The sequence below is a fragment of the Chitinophaga sp. YR627 genome (assembly GCF_900114995.1).
Lineage (GTDB): Bacteria > Bacteroidota > Bacteroidia > Chitinophagales > Chitinophagaceae > Chitinophaga.
Genome location: NZ_FOUX01000004.1, coordinates 436,586 through 457,113, shown reverse-complemented (window position 1 = coordinate 457,113; position 20,528 = coordinate 436,586). Strand labels below are relative to the sequence as shown.

Annotated in this window: 14 protein-coding genes; 6 read left to right on the top strand and 8 right to left on the bottom strand. The window is 46.5% G+C overall.

The genetic code is table 11. The annotated features are described in order from the left end of the window. Window positions 1-48: 48 nt before the first annotated feature. Entirely contained in the window at window positions 49-1,053 is a 1,005-nt protein-coding gene (locus BMZ72_RS22440; RefSeq protein ID WP_089811943.1) for a glutamine synthetase beta-grasp domain-containing protein, read from the bottom strand. A gap of 346 nt (window positions 1,054-1,399) precedes the next feature. Between BMZ72_RS22440 and BMZ72_RS22435 the strand changes: the two genes are divergently transcribed. The 6 genes from BMZ72_RS22435 to BMZ72_RS22410 all read left to right on the top strand — a co-directional run bounded on the left by BMZ72_RS22435 (window position 1,400) and on the right by BMZ72_RS22410 (window position 11,263). Continuing rightward, complete coding sequence (locus BMZ72_RS22435; protein ID WP_089811942.1) at window positions 1,400-2,887, top strand: S41 family peptidase; 1,488 nt, start codon at window positions 1,400-1,402, stop codon at window positions 2,885-2,887. 270 nt (window positions 2,888-3,157) lie between these two features. After that, window positions 3,158-3,607, top strand: a complete 450-nt coding sequence (locus BMZ72_RS22430) for a response regulator (RefSeq protein WP_089811941.1) — start codon at window positions 3,158-3,160, stop codon at window positions 3,605-3,607. Window positions 3,608-3,684: 77 nt separating this feature from the next. Continuing rightward, on the top strand, window positions 3,685-4,260 hold the full coding sequence (locus BMZ72_RS22425; RefSeq protein ID WP_089811940.1) for a biliverdin-producing heme oxygenase: 576 nt from the start codon (window positions 3,685-3,687) through the stop codon (window positions 4,258-4,260). 31 nt (window positions 4,261-4,291) lie between these two features. Further along, the gene (locus BMZ72_RS22420) at window positions 4,292-5,818 is read left to right on the top strand and encodes a GAF domain-containing protein (RefSeq protein WP_089811939.1); all 1,527 of its coding nucleotides are present in this window, start codon (window positions 4,292-4,294) and stop codon (window positions 5,816-5,818) included. Window positions 5,819-5,869: 51 nt separating this feature from the next. After that, window positions 5,870-10,369, top strand: coding sequence for a CheR family methyltransferase (locus tag BMZ72_RS22415; RefSeq protein WP_089811938.1), 4,500 nt, complete (start codon window positions 5,870-5,872; stop codon window positions 10,367-10,369). 78 nt (window positions 10,370-10,447) lie between these two features. Then, window positions 10,448-11,263 carry a hypothetical protein gene (locus BMZ72_RS22410; protein WP_089811937.1) on the top strand — a complete coding sequence of 272 codons (816 nt, stop codon included), beginning with the start codon at window positions 10,448-10,450 and terminating at the stop codon, window positions 11,261-11,263. Between the two features lie 83 nt (window positions 11,264-11,346). Here the strand turns inward: BMZ72_RS22410 and BMZ72_RS22405 are convergent, their stop codons facing one another. The 7 genes from BMZ72_RS22405 to BMZ72_RS22375 all read right to left on the bottom strand — a co-directional run bounded on the left by BMZ72_RS22405 (window position 11,347) and on the right by BMZ72_RS22375 (window position 20,512). After that, window positions 11,347-14,502 carry an efflux RND transporter permease subunit gene (locus BMZ72_RS22405; protein ID WP_089811936.1) on the bottom strand — a complete coding sequence of 1,052 codons (3,156 nt, stop codon included), beginning with the start codon at window positions 14,500-14,502 and terminating at the stop codon, window positions 11,347-11,349. Window positions 14,503-14,525: 23 nt separating this feature from the next. Then, a complete protein-coding gene (locus tag BMZ72_RS22400) occupies window positions 14,526-14,831 on the bottom strand; it encodes a DUF190 domain-containing protein (RefSeq protein ID WP_089811935.1) in 306 nt (101 codons plus the stop codon). A 43-nt stretch (window positions 14,832-14,874) separates the two neighbouring features. Continuing rightward, window positions 14,875-15,885 carry an efflux RND transporter periplasmic adaptor subunit gene (locus BMZ72_RS22395; protein ID WP_089811934.1) on the bottom strand — a complete coding sequence of 337 codons (1,011 nt, stop codon included), beginning with the start codon at window positions 15,883-15,885 and terminating at the stop codon, window positions 14,875-14,877. Window position 15,886: 1 nt separating this feature from the next. Continuing rightward, a complete protein-coding gene (locus tag BMZ72_RS22390; protein ID WP_089811933.1) occupies window positions 15,887-17,143 on the bottom strand; it encodes a TolC family protein in 1,257 nt (418 codons plus the stop codon). Between the two features lie 217 nt (window positions 17,144-17,360). Beyond that, window positions 17,361-17,567, bottom strand: coding sequence for an exodeoxyribonuclease VII small subunit (gene xseB, locus BMZ72_RS22385; RefSeq protein WP_012794763.1), 207 nt, complete (start codon window positions 17,565-17,567; stop codon window positions 17,361-17,363). Then, window positions 17,557-18,993, bottom strand: a complete 1,437-nt coding sequence (gene xseA, locus BMZ72_RS22380; RefSeq protein ID WP_255373267.1) for an exodeoxyribonuclease VII large subunit — start codon at window positions 18,991-18,993, stop codon at window positions 17,557-17,559. The genes xseB and xseA overlap by 11 nt, the downstream gene beginning before the upstream one ends. 175 nt (window positions 18,994-19,168) lie before the next feature. After that, a complete protein-coding gene (locus tag BMZ72_RS22375) occupies window positions 19,169-20,512 on the bottom strand; it encodes an NAD(P)/FAD-dependent oxidoreductase (RefSeq protein ID WP_089811931.1) in 1,344 nt (447 codons plus the stop codon). Window positions 20,513-20,528: the final 16 nt, after the last annotated feature.

Genomic DNA, 20,528 nt, shown 5'->3' with positions numbered 1-20,528 from the left:
ATGAGAATGATGCGCCTTTCTAATTATATACATGCAGATAAGCCAGGCTTATAATGCAGTTTTTACAGTCTTGATGATTCTCGCTGCAACTTTGTAAGGATCTGCTGCGGAGTTTGGACGTCTGTCTTCCAGGTAACCTTTCCAGCCTCTTTCTACAGTGGCAACGGGGATACGGATAGAAGCACCACGGTCAGATACGCCGTAGCTGAAATCGTGGATAGACGCAGTTTCGTGCAGACCTGTCAGACGCAGGTGGTTGTCAGCACCGTATACATCAATGTGCTCGGATACTACAGGACGGAAAGCTTCACATACTTTGTCATACACCGCTTTATCACCAGCAGTTCTCAGCAGGGTGTTGGAGAAGTTAGCGTGCATACCGGAACCGTTCCAGTCCAGGGTACCTAATGGTTTACAATGCCAGTTGATGGAAACACCGTATTTCTCACCGATTCTTTCCAGTAAGTAACGGGCGATCCAGATCTGGTCACCAGCTTCTTTCGCACCTTTTGCGAAGATCTGGAATTCCCACTGACCAGCAGCTACTTCTGCGTTGATACCCTCTACGTTCAGACCAGCTTCGATACAAACGTCCAGGTGTTCTTCAACGATATCACGACCGAAGGCGTTATTAGTACCTACAGAGCAGTAGTACTGACCCTGTGGGCTTGGATATCCATTGTCAGGGAAGCCTAAAGGTTTATTGTTATTTGGGTTCCACAGGAAGTATTCCTGTTCGAAACCAAACCAGAAATCATTATCATCATCTTCAATGGTAGCACGGCCGTTGGTTGCGTGTGGTTTACCGCTTGCTTCCAGTACTTCGCACATTACCAGATACGCATTCTTTCTCTGAGGATCTTTTACAAAGAAAACTGGTTTCAGCAGACAGTCTGAAGAACCACCTGGCGCCTGTTTAGTAGAAGAACCGTCAAAGCTCCACATTGGAAGATCTTCCAGTTTACCACTGAATTCTTTTTCGATTTTGGTTTTACTTCTCAGGCTTTGGGTTGGTTGATAACCATCCAGCCAGATGTACTCAAATTTTACCATTGGACTAATTGATATTTAATTATTTGTGCACTCCTGCATGCGATCGTTTTGGCATTGTGGTGTCTTATCCCCCTATACACTTCCTTTTGTACAGTTTGGTCGATTCGCTATGCAAAGAAAGTTATTAAAGCTGTTTTTGTCAACCGGTAATCCGGTTTTTTACCTTCCTCTTACTTTGGAATCGGATGATTTTATGCAAAAATGGTTAAAAAATTAATATGGTAGGTAGTATTATGTCATATAGTTTTTATTATAATGTCTTTGAGGCTGTGCTATTGTGACTCTGTATTTTTTTCGTAATTTCATCGGACTGTACTATTCTATAGGTCAACTTAAAACCACTTTGGTGAAAAAAAGCAATTCCCTAATCCAGCTACTGTTTTTATCCAGTTTATTGTTTGCCTGCAAAAAAGACAAACAATCAGAGCCGCCTCCTACGCCTGCAGAAGGTTCAAGAGAGCAGCTGACACTGGATTCCATCTATCTTTATGCCCAGCAGGTCTACCTCTGGTACGATGCACTGCCGGCATACGATGTTTTTAATCCCAGGCAATACGCAACCGGCGGTAATCTGCTGGAAAACTACCAGCGGGAGCTATATGCCCTTACACAGATAAAGATCAATTCGACAACGGGAGAGGCTTTTGAGTATTCCGGTACACCCGGACATCCCAAATATTCTTTTATCAGTGAAGAAAGCCTCGATGGAGGCAGACAGGGAACAGTTGACCTGAATGATAAAGGAGATGACCTTGGTATCGGTCTTTCCGCTAACGGAAATACTGATGTGCGTATCCGGATAGTACATCCTTCCTCCGCTGCTGCTAATGCCGGACTCACCCGTGGCATGAAAGTAACAGCCCTTAATGGTACTCCTATAACTGTGAATTCAGGCTCTTTCATTGAATCAGCCCTCGCACAGGGAACCGTGTCTATCACTATTGAAAGGGATAATGGCACGACCAGTACGGTAAACCTTACCCGTAAAAACTATACGACCACCGCTGTGCTGAAAACAGCTATACTGGATGCGGGTGCGCAGAAAGTCGGCTATATCGCATACAGCCGTTTCTCTAATTATAACACAACGAAAGCTGCATTGGATCAGGCATTCAGTCAGTTCACCGGTGCTGGCATTACTGCGCTTGTAGTGGATCTGCGTTATAACGGCGGAGGTTATACACAGACTGCTGAGTATATGGTGAATCAGATCGCGCCTTCTTCTCTGAATGGAAAGGTGATGTATACAGAATACTTCAATACACTGTTGCAGAACGGCCAGGCGCCTATTCTGAAACAACAGCTGTATCGTAATGCCGCCGGAGAAACTGTGATGTGGAATGGTCACCTGGCCACTTATGCAGATCTGGACTATTCCGTTGCCGGTAATACCTTCAAGTTTGACAATATCGGCGCACTGAACTCCGTAAAACAAGCCGTTTTCATCGTAAGTGGTAGTACTGCTTCTGCAAGTGAACTGGTCATTAACAGCCTGAAACCATATATGCCGGTGAAACTGGTGGGGCAGACCACTTATGGAAAACCCGTTGGTTTCTTTGGTTTACGTATCGATAAATACACCGTATACTTATCGAATTTCTCTATGAAGAATGCTGACGGATTTGGGGACTACTTCCATGGTATGGATGTAGATATTCCCTCTTCCGATGATGTTACGCACGATTTCGGTGATCCGGATGAAATGTGTCTGATGTCAGCACTGAACTACATAGAAGGTCATCCTGCAGGTCGTATAGGAGCGATTAAACCGGTTGTACACATGGGGCCGGCTTCCTTCAACGGCATGATCGAAACCAGGTTGAAACTGCATTGATATTTCCTTATATCGTAATGTTTTTTCCCGATTTGATCAATGTATTAGCATTGCTGCAGCTACCTTTGCAACAGCTTCCTAATTAAAAGTGCTGTTTGTTTACTCCAAAAGCAGACTTCTTTAGCAGAACATAAGTTTCTTTAACATTAATAAGTCCTTAATGGTCTCGTCTCCTGACAACTGGAGACGAGACCCAAGGCACAATTCCCCAACTTCGCTGCGTGTTTTGCAAGTTTATTTAAGTAATTTTAGCCGTTAAATGAAAACTGGATGATCAAAAAGGTGCTACGTAGCAGGAAATGTATACTTGTTGCAGATGATGACGCAGACGACAGGGAACTGATAAAGGTGGCCTTTGAAGAAAGTGGGGCAGACACTGAACTGCGTTTTGTAGAGAATGGAGAAGAATTGATGTTTTATCTTAACAGGCAGGGTAAATATGCCGATGAGGAAAAGTATCCGTTCCCCAGCATTATTTTGCTTGACCTGAACATGCCGCGTAAAGACGGTCGTGAAGCGCTGCGCGAAATCAAGGAACACGCCAGCCTTAAATGGTTGCCGATCATTATTCTGACCACCTCTACAGAGGCAAAGGATATCTCGAAATGTTATGAGCTGGGCGTAAATAGTTATACCATCAAGCCCGCCAACTTTTCTGACCTGGTAGCGTTTACCCGCATGCTGCATACCTATTGGTTTACAGTTGTTCAACTACCGTAGAAATCTTTCCACACAGACTACACATATATTCACCGTACTTTTAACTACTCTCGACAACTTAATAACTGAGTATAATAATGATCGAACTGTTAAGGGAACGTACGGGGAAACAACATCAGGAACTTGAGCGTGTACTGATTCCCAGCATAAAAGCTGCCAATACGCCTGCCGCGTATATCAAGCTGTTACAACTTTTTTATGGTTACTATTATCCGCTGGAGCAGCATATTGCTGCGCATATGGATATCTCCTTTCCAGGAGGTTTTGAGCGGAGAAGAAAAGCATCCCTTTTACTGGATGATATAGCTGCTATCAGCGGCGCGCCTGCTACTACACCACCCTGTTGCACAGATATACCGGAAATAACAGATAACGCACAGGCACTGGGAGCTATGTATGTCCTGGAAGGTTCTACACTGGGCGGACAAGTCATTTGCCAGATACTGATGCGGAATCTGGCCGCTCCTGAATTACCCAAAGCACTTTCCTTCTTTAATGGTTATGGCACTGATACCCAGTCTTACTGGGATACCTTTGTACATTATTTGCAGGGTTATCACGGTAATGAAACCCAGCAGCAAAGAATGCTGGAAGCAGCAGCAGCCACTTTTGAACGCTTTAAATTGTGGGCGCTCCAGCAACAGGGACAGTAATATCTTTTATTAACCCACTCAGACCCGTCATATGCAGAAACGGAATTTTGATTCTACTTTTTGTGGAAGTGTACCCCTTCATCAGATAAACCTGATACAACCCTATGGCATGCTGCTGGTGATCCGGCAGGCAGATTATAAGATCGTACAGGTCAGTGAAAATATCAGTGTGGCCGTTGGCCGGCAAGCACCGGAAATAGTGGATACGCTCTTGTCAGATTATATCCCGGCCAGCCAGATGAAGGAGCTGCAACGTAAACTGGATGAAGGTCTGGTGAATAAGCTGCCCTTTACCCTGACCTTTACCGGTTCGGATGGTCCTAAAGATTATCTGGCTATCACACATCTGTCAGGGGAAGCTTTAATACTTGAAATAGAAGAACTTGGCCAGGCTGGCGAAGACAATTCTTTCATTAATATTTATCAGCAGCTGAAATATGCGATGGCCGCGATCAATGCGGCGCCGTCTATTCAGGTTGCCTGTGAAACAGCTGCCAGACAGCTGAAAGCCTTGTCGGGATATGACAAGGTAATGGTATACCAGTTTGACAAAGACTGGAATGGTACCGTGATCGCTGAAGAACAGGAACCTGGTATGGAATCTTATCTGGGCCTCACCTTTCCTGCATCTGACATTCCCCGTCAGGCCAGGGCGATGTACCTGGACAATCCTTACCGCATGATTCCCAACAGGGAATATGTGCCTGTCAGCCTCTATCCGGTTATCAATCCATTGACCAACGCCTTTACGGATCTCTCCGGATGTAACCTGCGCAGCGTGCCTGCGGTACACCTGGAATATATGAAGAACATGGAGATCATGACTTCTATGTCCTGCCGTATCCTGAAAGACGGTCAGTTATGGGGATTATTCTCCTGTCACCACCGTACGGCATACCAGTTGCCTTATGAAGGCAGAGCCTTGTTTGAATTGCTCTCAGATATTATTGCCGCACGTATCCAGTCGCTTTATTATAAAGAACAAAGTGACGAATACACGAAGTTGCACGATGTACATACCCGTCTCATAGAGCAGGTATTTACCGGTAGTGATCTGCCCCAGGGGTTACTGAGCCGTGAGACGAATGTGCTCCAATTGCTTAATGCCTCCGGTGCTGCCATCATGCATAACAAACGCCTGGAGACTGTTGGTAAAGTGCCTGGCAAAAATGAACTAAAGGACCTGTTCCTCTGGTTGCAGAGTACTTCCACTTCCGGTCAGGTATTCCAGGAACTTCATCTGTCCGGAACTTACGAACCATCTATACACTATGCGGAAATTGCCAGCGGTATACTGGTGATTCCTGTCCAGCCTAATAAGGGAGAGTTCCTGGTGGTCTTCCGCCCGGAAGTGATCCAGCAGGTGAACTGGGGCGGAAATCCCAATGAAGCAGTACGTTTTGAAAAAGATAATATACAATATCATCCCCGCAACTCGTTTAGTATCTGGCAGCAGACAGTCCGTAATACAGCCATTTCCTGGAAACAAACAGAAATCCAGATGGCTGGCTTGCTCCGTAACTTTATCCTGGAATTTATTGTCAGAGGTCTCGATTAAGTGTACCGCACAGATGAATTGGTATGAAAATGGTTATTTCGTAAATATTGAATGAAGAAAGCGAACTACATAGTAGCTATAGGAGCCTCTGCAGGTGGATTGGAAGCCATCCATGAATTCTTTGATAATATGCCGGAGTACGGCAATCTGTCATTTGTTATTATTCAGCACTTGTCTCCCGATTATAAAAGTCTGCTGGTGGAACTGGTTTCCAAGCATACTAATATGAAAGTAAGAGAAGTGGAGGAAGATATGGGAATCGAGAATGACTGCGTATATGTCATTCCCAATAACAAGGAAATTATCGTAGAGCAGGGACGTCTCAGACTGGTACAGAAGCCAGCTGAGAAAGCACCTAATACCGCTATTGATACGTTTCTTTTTTCCCTTGCAAAAGATCAGGGCCGTCAGGCAATCTGTATCATTCTCTCCGGAACGGGGACAGATGGCACCAAAGGTGCTGCTGCTGTGAAAAAAGCGGGTGGTATGGTGATGGTACAGGACCCGGAAACCGCCAAGTTTGACGGAATGCCCCGCAGTGTGATCGGGTCTGAAAATATGGATTATGTCCTGGCGCCTGAATTCATGCCAGGTGAAATCTATAATTATATACAGGATATGCCGGTACAGGTCTTCAATGGCAAGATCGATGAAGACTTACTGGCAGAAGTATTTCAGCTGGTAAGAGAGCATAGCGGACAGGATTTTCACCAATACAAACCGCCTACCATTACCCGCCGTATCGCGAAGCGAATGGCGCAGTTCAATATAAAATCACTGGAGGAATACCTGCAATTGCTGCGGTCAAGCGAAGAGGAAAGTAAGGCGCTGGCTAAAGATTTCCTGATCGGGGTTACCCGTTTTTTCAGGGACAAAATCGCTTTCGACATATTGAAAGAGCAAGTGATCAGCAAACTGATAGACGAGAAGGAAGAAGGCGCCATTCTGAAAGTATGGGTGACTGCGTGTAGTACGGGAGAAGAGGCCTATTCGCTGGCCATATTGCTGGATCAGTGTCTACAGGAAAAGAATAAATGGCTGGACGTAAAGATCTTTGCTACTGATATTGATAGTAATGCGATCGAATTTGCCGCCAGAGGAACTTACCCTTTGTCAGTGGTAAAAGAAGTAGAACCTTCCATCCTGAAGAAATACTTCTTAAAAGAAGATAAGAAATACCAGATCGCGCCACGGCTGCGTAAGCAGATCGTATTTGCGCGTCACAATATTTTAAAGGACCCTCCCTTTATAAAAAATGATCTCGTTACCTGTCGCAACATGCTCATTTATATGGAGAATGTGTTACAACGGCAGGTGCTTTCCTCTTTACATTTCGCCCTGAATACAGGGGGCATTCTCTTCCTGGGACCCAGTGAGTCAGCTTCGCTGATACGCGGCGGACTGGAAGAAGTGAGCCAGAAATGGAAGATCTATCGCAAAACTGATAGTTCCCGCTCTCCTTTACCGGATAATCTTTATAGTCCGCTGGAATACATCCGGCAGACGCGTGAAGTGCGTGCAAATGGCAATAGCCGTATCATCGCGGATAAAAAAAGCAACAATTTGCTGGAAGATTTCCGCGAAGTGATGGCAGAAGATTTCGGTTATGCGGCGGTGTATATTGATAAGGCATATGAGATACATGAGGCGCTGGGGAACTATAAGAAATTCCTTTCCCTGCCAGAGAAGCGACTAAACCTGAATCTTCTGAAGATGGTGCCCGGCGATCTTTCCATGGCACTCAATATCGCTTTGAGACAGGCCTGGACCTCCGAAAAGAAATCGATGGTGAAAGGTGTCAAAGTGACTACACCTGAAGGGGTACGGGTGGTGAATCTCATGATCAAACCTGGTACCGGCAATAATCAGTATACCATGGTTGTGTTCAATGAGGATGTGGAAAAAGTCAGCATATCCGGAGATACGCCTGATACGCATGCACAGCCGGCAGATATAAAAGAGCATATCATGTCCCTGGAGGCAGAACTGGGTGAAACCCGCACCAACCTCCAGATGGCGATAGAGGGATTGGAAACCTCCAATGAGGAATTACAATCCAGTAACGAAGAACTACTTTCAGCGAATGAGGAACTGCAATCCAGTAATGAGGAACTGCAATCACTCAATGAAGAGCTGCACACCCTTAATACAGAGCACCAGCTCAAGATCAAGGAACTGGTAGAACTGAATGATGATATGGATAACTATTTCCGTAGTACGGATATCGGACAGGTGTTCGTAGACGGTAATATGCGTATCCGTAAGTTCAATCAGGCCGCCATAAAAATGATCAACCTGATTCCTTCTGACGTGGGGCGTCCTATCAATCATATCTCTACCAACATCCAGCAGGATAGCATGATAGATGATATTCAAACGGTGATAAGGACCAGGCGCATTGTGGAAAAAGAGATGGTACTGAGCAATGGCAATATGCACCTGATGAAAATCCTGCCCTATATCCGGCAGGATAAACAGACGGATGGTGTGGTGATCACTTTTGTGGATATTACGATGATCAGGGAGCTGGATATGCTGTTAAAAGGTGTATTTAACGCCAGTACCAACGTGATCCTCGCCTTTAAACCGGTAAGGAATGATGTAAGCGCAATTACCGACTTCCGTCTGGTGGCCGCTAATAGCGAAGGGCTGCGCTTCCTTGGTAAAGATGTAACTGCTCATAAACATCCTTCCATGAAGCAGACCATGTCGTCGCTGCTGGACCATGGACTGTTTGAAAAATACGTACAGGTGGTGGATCACGAGGCTGTTTTACACACTGAATTCCACCTGGAACGCAAACAACAGGATTACTGGTATGAGATGTCAGGTGTAAAAACCCAGGATGGCAATATGGTGATCACCTGTGCTGACATTACTGAAAAGAAAGATGCGGAAGATCGTTTACGCAGAAACTATAATGAACTGGTGCAGGCGAGAGAGAGTCTGCGTTCCCTGAATTCCGACCTGGAATATAAGGTACTGGAAAGAACACGCGAACTCACCATGAGTGAAGAGCGTTTCCGGCTCGTATCCAAAGCAACCAATGATACGGTATGGGATTGGAATCTGACCAACAATACCGTATGGTGGAGTGATAACTTTTATGCCGCATATGGTTATCAGAAGGAGGGGTCAAACAATCGTACGTTCTGGCAGGAGAATATCCATCCGGAGGACCGCGAACGCGTAAAAAACAGTATTTCCAGGGCTATCAATACCAAACAGAGTCAATGGACAGAAGGCTACAGAATGCGTCGTGAAAACGGTACATATGCTTTTGTGCTGGATCGTGGCTACCTGTTGGTAGATGAATATGCCACACCTTACCGCATGCTGGGGTCACTGATGGATGTGACTAATCTGCGTCAGGCCGAGCGACAGGCAGTGGTTAACAGGGAAGAAAAGCTATTCCTTGCCGAATCCATTCCATTGATCCTCTGGACAGCAGAGCCGGATGGAAATGTGAATTTTGTCAATGAACAGTTTTGTACCTATACCGGCAACTCTCTCCAGGAACTGCAGGAGCATGGCTGGGAAAGTGTGATCCATAAAGACGAGATAAAATCCTGGAAAAATGCCATGGAGCGTGCGATCAGATCGAAGGAAGATTTCTCTATGGAGATGCGTCTCAGTGATCAGGCCGGGAATTACCACTGGTTCCTGCACCGTACCCGCGTACAGAAGAATGCGGATGGTAAATCGACCGCCCTGGTAGGCACCAGTACAGATATCCATGAACAGAAAATGGCTGCCGAAATCATGGAGCAGCGCATAGAGGAACGTACACTCGCGTTAAAACGGGCAAACGAGGACCTGGAGTCCAGTAATGCTGAGTTACAGCAATATGCTTTTGTAGCTTCTCATGACCTGAAAGAACCACTCCGGAAGATCCATATGTTTGGTAACATGTTGAAAGACAGGTATCAGGCCACTATGGAAGATAAGGCGCGCGATTACCTGAGCCGTATTATCGGCTCCTCGGCACGTATGGCCAGTCTGATAGATGACCTGCTGCGTTTCTCCCGTTTGTCGCAGGTCAGCTTCTTCGAACAGGCAGATCTGAAGGTGATCATCAATGAGATCCTTTCTGATCTTGAGATCCTTATACAGGAAAAGAATGCCAGGGTAACCGTATCATCGCTGCCGGTGATCGAAGCCGTACCTGGTCAGTTACGCCAGGTGTTCCAGAACCTGTTGAGCAATGCCTTTAAATTCTCCCGCAAAGATATTCAGCCGGTTATCAGCATTACGGCTACCCGCATAAAAGAGAAAAAGTTTGATAGTCCGCAGGAAGCGGACGGACCTTTTGTATGTATCTCTATCACAGACAATGGGATAGGGTTTGATGAAAAATACCTGGATAAAATATTTGTGCTCTTTCAGCGTTTGCATACGAAAGACAAATATGAAGGGACCGGTATCGGACTGGCGGTTACCCGCAAGATCATTGATAAGCATAATGGCCTGATCACAGCACATAGCCGTGAAAAAGAAGGCGCTACGTTTAACATTATCCTGCCTGTGAAACAAGACCAGCGTGCCGGTTAGGGACATATTCATCATAAAAAAATATATGTAAAGGGAATAGTCGTAAATTGGGCGGCTATTTCAAACTAATACCTAGCCATGACAAAAAGAGTATTATCCGTATTATGCGGCATTGTCGCTTTCTCATCTGCTTTCGCTCAAAACAAGAACCTTGTAGGGGTAGCATCTTTCAAAAGTAGTGGAAGGACTGAATACGTAACGGCTATACAGGATGCTGTATACGATGCTACGTTGAAAGTGAGAGGTTTTTCTTTGATGGGAAAAGACAAGCTGGAGCAAATTAAGACAGGAGTAGGACAGGCAGATCAGGACGCAGGAGCTATTGCACAGGCGAAATCACTGGGTGCTCAGTACATTGTAACCGGTAACATATTGAAAGCCAACGTAGAAACAAAACCATCCGATCTCCCCCTGGGAATTACCAATACTACCACCGCCGAACTGTTATTTGATGTTGCTGTTGTTGACGTCAATAGTGGTGAGGAAGTGGCTTCCACCAGATTTACATCTACTACTAAAGGCAAACATGCATTTGATGATGCCATGAAGGAACTGACACCTGGTATCGACAAATTCATTCGTGAGAACCTGAAGAATGCAGTTTCTATTGCACAGATAGAGGAAAAAAACAGCATTGGTGAAGCTATCCGCGTACTGATCGTAGCAGGTAGCCTGGCAGGTCTGAAAGAACACGATGAATTCCGTGTATATGAAATCACCGATCTGACTGTAGACGGTAAGAAAATGCACAGGAAGAAAACCCTGGGTAAAATTGCGGTAGCAAAAGTGGAGGATGAGAACTTCTCTGTTTGCCTGGTAAAAGAAGGCGGCGCTGATATCGCTAAGAAAGTGGAAGCAGGTGCAAAGATCAAATGTGAGATCGTTAACGAATAAGCTGATTCGTTCTTAAAATACAAAGGGCTGCAGGATCATAGATCCGCAGCCCTTTTTTGTTGACCGTTGCTTATCATTGTTCGCTATTCTGACAACTCATCGATATCTTCTTTTACCACCTGTTTTACTGCCCTGTTCCGCTCAACCCACCAATACAACGGAGGTATCAATAAAGGGGCGAAAAGCAATGTACTTGTCAATCCGCCTATGATCACCGTGGCCAGTGGCCGCTGTACGTCTGAACCAATACCTGAGGAAGTAGCTGCCGGAATAAGCCCTGCAATGGCTACGATCAGGATGGACAACAATGCGCTCAGCTGCTCCCTGGCGCCCAGTAAAACACTTTGCTGTAATGTCTGTTCCGGCTTTGCCCGCAGCCGGTTAAAGGCAGATACCAGCAGTACACCCGCCATCACAGAAATACCAAATATGCTTACAAAACCTACACCTGCCGATACATTAAAGTGATATCCCCTGATGAACAGTGCCACTATACCTCCTGCCAGCGCAAAGAACAGACAGCTGACAGTGACGAAGGTCTGCGGCATGTTTCTGAACAGGATAAACAATACCAGGAACACCATGATGATGGTCATCGGGATGGTCAGGGACAACTGTTTACCGGCACGTTCCAGGTTCTCGTATTGTCCGCCGTAAACAATAGAATAGCCTTTAGGGATAAATAACTGTTTATTGATCTTATCCCCGATCTCTTTTACAAAACCACCCTGGTCACGGCCACGGATGTTGGTACGTACGGTGACCATCCTTTTGTTGTTGTACCGGTAAATGTTGGTCTGCCCCTGTACATAGGAGATATCCGCCAGTTGGTTCATCGGGATCAGCGCTCCTGTAGCAGAAGGTACCTGTAAGGTCTTGACAGATTCTATCGTATTGCGTTCTCCCGGGAGGTAACGGATCACCACATCATAACGTTTGGTACCATCATAGAGTGTGGAGATGGCTTTACCGCCAATGGCCGCTTCGATCATACTTTGTATGTCCGCGACATTGATACCGAAACGGGCCGCGTTTTCCCGGTTGATGTTGATGGCAATCTGTTCCGAAGGTCCTTCCTGTTCGATATTCACTGATTCCGAACCTTTCATGTTTTTCACCAGACTGGCAATTGTATCTGCTTTTGCCCGCATCATGGTAAGGTCATCGCCTACAATCGAAATCGCCAGATCGGCTGCACTACCGGTTACAATTTCCATTACCTGGTCGATGATCGGCTGACCGGAGGAGAACTTCACAGAAGGCATAGCTTTTTCCAGGTCGTGCCGGATGCTGGTCACCAGTGTCTTTTTGGAAATGGTATCACTCCAGAGTTTATAATCCTTTAATCCTACCAGGATCTCATTACGGTTGGATGGGAATGGATCCGTACCATCGTCATTACGGCCTGCCTGTGTGATCACAAAAGAGATCTGTGGATACTTCGCGATCACTTCCCTGATCTTCGGAGAATACTTCGCATTTTCCTGTATGGTGATACCAGCCGGGAAGTTGCCACGCAGGAAGATCGATCCCTCATCCAGTTCCGGCAGGAATTCGGAGCCCAGACTACCACCCAGCATCACCAGCAGTATCACGATCGTAAAGCCGCCTAAAACGGTCGCTTTAGGCCATTTCATGACACGTGTCAGTACGCGGGCGTATTGATTGGACAGAAAGTCCAGCACTACGTTCCTGTGTGCTTTCATGGGCTTGTCTGTATTGCTGAATGCCTTTTTAAAGGCAAATGAGATCAATACGGGTATCAGTGTCAGCGCCGCCAGCATGGAGCCGATCACTGCGAATGCCAGTGTCAGTGCCATCGGAGAGAAGAGTTTACCTTCCACCCTTGTCATCAGCAGGATCGGCATATAAGCCAGGATGATGATGGTAACAGAGAAGAAGATCTCACGACCTACTTCCTGTGAAGACCGTAAGGTGAGGGCGATAATACCTTTCTTCTTTTCTTCCGGTGTGGCGGTACGGTACGTTCGTATCAGGTGTTCTGCCATGACGCAGGCCCCATCCACGATAATACCAAAGTCAATAGCGCCGAGTGACAACAGGTTGGCCGGTATGCCCGTGAGCCGCATCAGTATAAAGGCAAACAGCAAGGAGAATGGAATGGTCAGCGCCACTACCAGTGCGCTACGCAAACTGCCCAGGAAGAAGATCAGGATGATCACTACGATAGACACGCCTTCCAGCAGGGTATGACCTACGGTTTCCAGAGAATGATCGATCAGGAAACTGCGGTCGTATAATGTACGGAGGTGTACACCTTTGGGCAGTTCGTTCTGTTCCAGATCCTGCATACGTTCTTTCAGCGCCTTCAATACCTCGCTGGGATTCTCATATCTGCGCAGCAGAATGATGCCTTCCACGCCATTGCTTACATTGGTTTTAGTGGCATTGATCGTATATCCCATCACACCACTTGGTGGTGGCGGCGCTACTTCTACAGTGGCCACATCACGCAGGTAAACAGGCATACCATTCGCTGCTTTCAGCACGATATTCTGAATATCCTGTTCTGTTTTTACAGCTCCTAAGCCACGTACGGCAAATCCCTGTTCCCCGCGATTGATAATGTTACCGCCTGTGTTCTGGTTATTCTTCTGCACAGCGTCAATGACATCCTGCATGGTCAGGTCAAACTTGCGCAGTTTATCCGGCGCTGTCAGAATATGAAACTGCTTGAGTGGTCCGCCGAAGGTGGTAATATCCGCGATACCTGGTACCTGCAACAGATTAGGTTTGATGACCCAGTCCTGCAGGTCGCGGATGTCTGTTGGTGTATATTCAGGTGGCGCTTCTACGACGTAGCGTAAGATCTCACCAACCGCTGTGGTCAAAGGCGCTAATTCCGGTGCTACGCCATCTGGTAGTTCAGCTGTGGCCAGTCGTTCGTTTACCTGCTGCCGGGCGAAGTAGTCGTCTGTACCGTCAGTAAAGGTCAGCTGTACCACGCTCAGGCCAAAGATGGTGCGGCTTCTGCGATCGAGTACGTTCGGTGTATTCTGTAAAGCCCTTTCTATGGGAATGGTGACCTGTTGTTCCACTTCTTCTGCCGCACGACCAGGATATTGTGCCACGATGATGACATTGGTATCAGCAATGTCAGGATAGGCTTCTATTTTCAGTTGGGTAAAACACCAGTAACCGATACCCATCAGGCCCAGTCCCATCAGGATGATCACCCATCTGTTTTTAAGAGAGAATATTAAAAGATTGCGAATCATTGTCTGTGTATTTCAATCATTCATTACATATGGAACCGGTCTACTTTGCTGATGACGATAAAGCCACTGCTGACACGTTTGCGTAAAGCGGTCAGTGTATCTGTTACTTTTTCGTCTTCATCGATGAAGGTGATCAGCATGGGTGGTTCATCAAAACTGAAAAGGCTGTCCGGCCGTTTCAGCTGATGATGTTCCCCGAAACCGATCACACCTCTGAATGCTGTTGCTCCGGCAACGTTCTGTTTCAGCAGGAACTGCATGATGAATTCGTATAATGGTTGTGTACCGAATACCTCGTCTTTGTCTATGAATATCTGCGCCTGTAGCATGGGGTGATATTGTTAGTATTGATGTGTATAATAGGCCTGGTGCTTAATAACCGAAACTCAGCCCTTTCAGTTGCATGACGCCTTTTACAACGACGCTTTCGCCGTTCTGTAAGCCGCTGTATACAGCGATGCGCTCACCGATCTGTTGTCCGGTGCGGATCTCTCTTCTGGTAAACGTATTAGGTGCTGTACGCACAAATACATAGTTCTGTCCTTCAGAGGTGACCAGTGCATCCCTGTTGATATTAATGCCTTTATTGTCGCCGTGTACCTGGAATGTCACTGTGGCAAACATACCTGCACGAATGTCGGTATCGGGTGTGTTCAGCCGTATACGCAGTTTGATCATGCGTGTCACATCATCGATCACATCTGCAATGTCTTCCACCTTTGCTTCGTATGCATTGTTAGGAAATGAAGACAATACAACTGTACAGGGTGCGCCTTTCTTCACATTGTTCAGCTGATTTTCCGGAATGTCACAGATGATATAAGCCGATCCGGGACTGGTGCTGCGCAATGCTTCCGGATCGAAGCCAGCTGCTTTCAGTCCTGATTCATGTTCTATCAGCTGTGTTCTCTCATTGGCCAGATTGGTCTGTTCCATAGAAAGATTGGACTTAGCTTCCAGTATATCTTTACCACTGGCGGCGCCATGATCGTACAGGTCCTGTGTGCGGTCCAGTTCTATTTTACGTTGAGTGATATTGATCTGCTGTATATGATTGATGTTGATCTTATGCTGTATGAGTTGTGAGTAGTCACTGTTTAATCCCGGATCGTCAAACAGCACGATGTTTTGTCCGCCTTCATCTCCGCGAACAACTGTTGCTGCTACTTTGCCAGGTGCATGTAAGGTGCCGCTGAGTACAGAGTCGCCTACAGATTCCACTGAGAAGAAGCTGGTGGACGCGCTGTCCGGAAATGTGATCTGTTGTCCGTTATTAGTGACAACAGGCGCCGGATCGTCTGTGGCAACCGGCTGTGGTGTTTTGTGTTTGCATCCTGCCAGCAGGAGAGCAGCTGCAAAGAAATATCGGGTGATGCGTTGCATATTATAATTGGTTTATGAGGCCGGTAGCAAATAATAATTGTATATAACTCTGGTAGTATGCCTGTAAAGAATCATAATAGAGCAGGCGTGTATCGTACCAGTTGCGTTGTGCATCGAGGAAGTCGATAATACTGGTGCCTCCGCGCAGGTAGGCATATTTCACATTGTCCAGGATCTGCTGTGACTGATGAAGGATACCACTGTATTTTTCGATGTTTTTCTGTTGCAACTGATAAGTATTGTAGGCAGTAACTACTTCTGTTTGTGCCTGTCGCTGTGTGGCAGATAATTCCTGTTGCGCCTGTTGCTGTTGTATATGTGCTTTTTTGATCTCCCCCTGATTTCTGTTAAAGAAAGGAAGATCGATGGAGCCATAAAACCCGATATAGGGAACGGAGTTCTGTGGATTGTATATCACCCCCAGTTCGGGTTGTGGTACAGCCAGGGATCGCTGATATTTAGCATTGCTCGCCCGTTCATCGATGGTGTTTTTTGCCAGTATAACATCGGAGCGGCTATCCATGGTCTGAGCAATGAGGCTGTCCAGTGTAACAGATGGTACAAATGTCAGTATTTCGTTGCTGGTATCGATCTCCATGGGAGTGGTATTACCGGTGAGCAGTTGCAGGGTATGCAGTTCATTCTGATAATCCTGGGTAAATACACTCAGCTGCAGATCATATTGCGACAGCAACACTTTGGTACGCGTGAGGTCTGTCTGTGAGATGACCTGATCTTTATAACGGAGTTCATTGATCTTTACGAGGGTATCCAGATTGGTTCTGCTTTCATTGAGCAGCGCCAGTCTTTTTTTCAGTACCCAGCAGTTGATCCAGCTGGAACCTACGTTCAGGGAGAGGTTACGTACATCTTCCTGGTAGGTATTATTGGCGAGTGTCACGTCCTTATCAGCGGTTTCTATTTTATACTTACGCTGATTGGGCCATTGAATCGGCTTTGTGACCTGGTACCATACCTGTCTGTTCTGATTGGAACCCCATCTTGTACCAGGTGCAAAATGATCACTACTGACCAGTTGCATGGTCTGATTGTTCAGATTAGGATTGGGCCGTAGTTTGGCTGTAATGACATCTGCCTGTGCCGCATCGATGTTCATGTACCTTGCTTTCAGTACGGGGCTGCTGGTGCGGGCGGTATCTAATGCCGCTGATAGTGTGTAGTTAGTTTGGGCGGTAGCAACGATCCCCATACAGGATAGTGCCAATGTTGCTACAGCCAGGACGATCGCTCGTTTCATGAGATGATATTTGTCCGCTGATGAATGTATCTGATACAAATGTCAAGAATGTAATCTTGCCGGAAATACGACCGGATTGATTTTAACCGGCTTTTAATTAAAATATTAAAACCTTTAAGGTGAGGGATATCGGGGCTCCTGGGGCTGGAATAGGTTATGCGTAAGGAATTGGGGGCGGCGCCCTATGGTCATTAGCGGGCGCCGCAGCTTAAAAAGCTTAAAGCGGTTTATCTTCCATTTGCTGGATGATGTTCTCAACTTCCGCTTCCGTCGCCCGGAGGCGTGCCTGACAGAAGGTAATCAGTTCGGAAGCGCGTTTCACTCTCGCTGCCAGTACATCTACGGAAACGGATTCCGTTTCGATTTCCCTGGCTATCTGTTGCAGTTCTTTATAAGCTGCTTCGTATGTCAGACTAGTATCCATCGGTCGTTGTTTTTGAAGTAATTGTTGCGTGTACGCCGGCATCTGCCATTTGTACGGTGATCTCGTCTCCGGGAGACAACTGTGCGGCGCTGGTAATGATCTGTCCTTTGTGCTGTACCATGGCAAAGCCTTTTTGTAATAGTACTGCCGGACTCATAATCCTTACCACTGTTTCATGATGCACCAGTTTTTGTTGCTGCTGTTGCAGCAGTTTGCGGGCGTATACCTGTATATCCTTGCGGATATGGGCCAGCTCCTGTAAGCGGGTGGCGGTTACCTGCCCGGGCTTTGCCAGTAATTGTCCGGACAACTGTGAGATGGCATTCCGCTGTCTCAGTAAAGTATGCCGGGCTCTTTGCGGGATGGCCTGTTTTGCACGTGTCAGTCCGTCTCTGTGTACACTCAGCAGATCGCGCGAGCGATTGATAATACCGGTATGTAATGAAGACAGCTGTTGCTTTCTGCCTGCGATCATTTGTTGCATCCGGATAATGATCTGACTTTGCTGTGTCAGCAATGCTTCTTCAAAGGTACGGTTATGTGCGATGATAAGTTCAGCTGCTCTTGTAGGGGTTTTCGTGGCGGTATGGGCCAGCATGTCGGTAATGGTCTCGTTTTTATGGTGACCGATACCGGTGATGACAGGCACCGGGAATCCGGCGACAGCTTTACCCAATGTATACTGATCAAATAGCAGGAGGTCTGTTTGTGCACCGCCACCGCGAATGATCACAACCGTATCATATTGTTTGCCGGAAGCGATGATGGCAGCCAGTTGCATACATACCTGTGCTGCATTGGCTTCCCCCTGTACGGCGGTAAAGTAATTGTCTGTATAGAATATGTACCTGTAGGCATTGGACTGCATGGTATGTATAAAGTCCTGGTAACCTGCGGAAGAAGCCGAAGAGATGACAGCAATACGCTGGATGACCGGGTTCAGTCGCAGGGCCTTATTACGGGTCATGTACCCATCCGGTGTTTTCTGTACGATGTCAGCACACTCGGTTACCAATCGCTGTAAAGTGGCCTGCTTCTGCTGTTCCAGCTGTCCGATGGTATAGCTGGGATCAATATCCATCAGGGATAATTTGAGGCCGTATACGGGATGAAACTCTACGGCAACACGTACGAGTACCTGCATGTCATTAGAGAAACGTTGTCCTGTTACATTCTCAAATTCTTTGATGCGCGTACTTCCATTTCCCCATGCTGTGGTGGATATCTTCGCAACCATCTGGTGACTGCGCGGATCTTTCTCCACCATATCAAAGTAGTGATATCCTTTGGCAGGATAGAAGGAATGACTGGTAATATCAGCCACCACCCAATAACTCTGTCCTGAAAAAGCGTTTTTGATAGTGCCCTGTATGCCGGCTGCCAGCTGTGATAACGTTATGTAGTTTCTTGTTTCCAAAGCAGACACAAAGGTACAATAAAAAAGGCCGCCTTGAAAGGCAGCCCTTGTCTAATTCCACGTTATGAAAACAAATTAAAAAGTAGTCTGACTACTTTTATATGATGGCAATATTAGTACTTCAACAGACGAATTGAGTTAATGAGAAGTTAAGCAACGGAACATTAACATTTTCTTATAGACACTAACTGCCGGATTCATTTTCTGTAAACACAGCCTTCGCACGTTCATCACCTTTTCTGATATACGGGCGGATGATCAGGCGGTTGCCTTTATCAAATGTGAACAGGTTCCAGATCCAGTTTGTCAGTACCAGTAATTTGTTACGGAAACTTACCAGGAAATTCACATGCACAAATAACCAGATCCACCAGGCCAGTCTGCCGCCAAGATGAATGTTCCTTGGCAGATCGGCCACTGCCTTGCCTCTGCCCACTGTTGCCAGTGAGCCTTTATCAAAGTATTTAAACGGTTTTACCTGGTCATTTTTGTGGATCGAATTGAGGTTTTTACCAATATACTTACCCATCTGTATGGCAGGCTGTGCTACGCCGGGATGGCCTTTTGGATAATCTTCCAGCTTCATGAGGGCAATGTCGCCAATGGCGAAAATATTCGGACTACCGATCACTCTGCAATTTGGGTCTGTTAACAGACGTCCGCGTTCTGTCCATTCTTTGGGTATGCCCGGAAACGTTTCTCCTGTTACGCCTGCGCTCCATACCACGAGGAAGGATTTCAGCTGTTCTCCCGTTTTCAGGGTGATCGTCTCTCCGTCATAATCCTGCACAATCGTATTCAGTTTAATGATGACCCCCATCTTCTCCAGGTATTTCTGCGCACGGGCGCTCGACTTCGGATGCATAGGAGGCAATACACGGTCGAGACCATCCAGCAGGTATATTTTCATTTTATTGAAATCGAGTCTGGGATAGTCTTTGGGTAATACGTTCTTACGTAATTCTGATAATGCACCTGCCATCTCAACACCTGTAGGCCCTGCACCTACCAATACCACGTTCAGCATATAATCAGTGATGGCAGGATTCCCATTGAGACTGGCCCATTCAAACAATTGCATCAGCTGACTACGCATGTTCAATGCATCAGGTATTGTTTTCAACGGTAACGCGTAACGTTGCATGTTTTCATTACCGAAGTAATTTGTTCTGGCTCCGGTAGAGATGACAAGATAGTCGTATTGCAGAGGTCCTGCGGATGTATTGATCGTATTGGTAGCCGGGTCTACGGATAATACCCGCAGCATCCTGAAGTGAAAGTCTTTGGTATTATGGAACAGATTTCTGAGCGGACCTGCAATAGAATCGGCCTGTAAAGCAGCAGAGGCAACCTGGTATAACAGCGGCTGAAAGGTGTGATAGTTATGTTTGTCAAACAGTACGATCTGGAATTTATCATCCGGAAGCGACTGCGCAGTGTTCAGTCCGCCGAAACCAGCGCCTACAATCACAACGCGGGGTTTGGTCGTAGGCGGAATATTCAGGGTGATCTGCCTCATCTGTTCCATAAAACAATGATTTTGT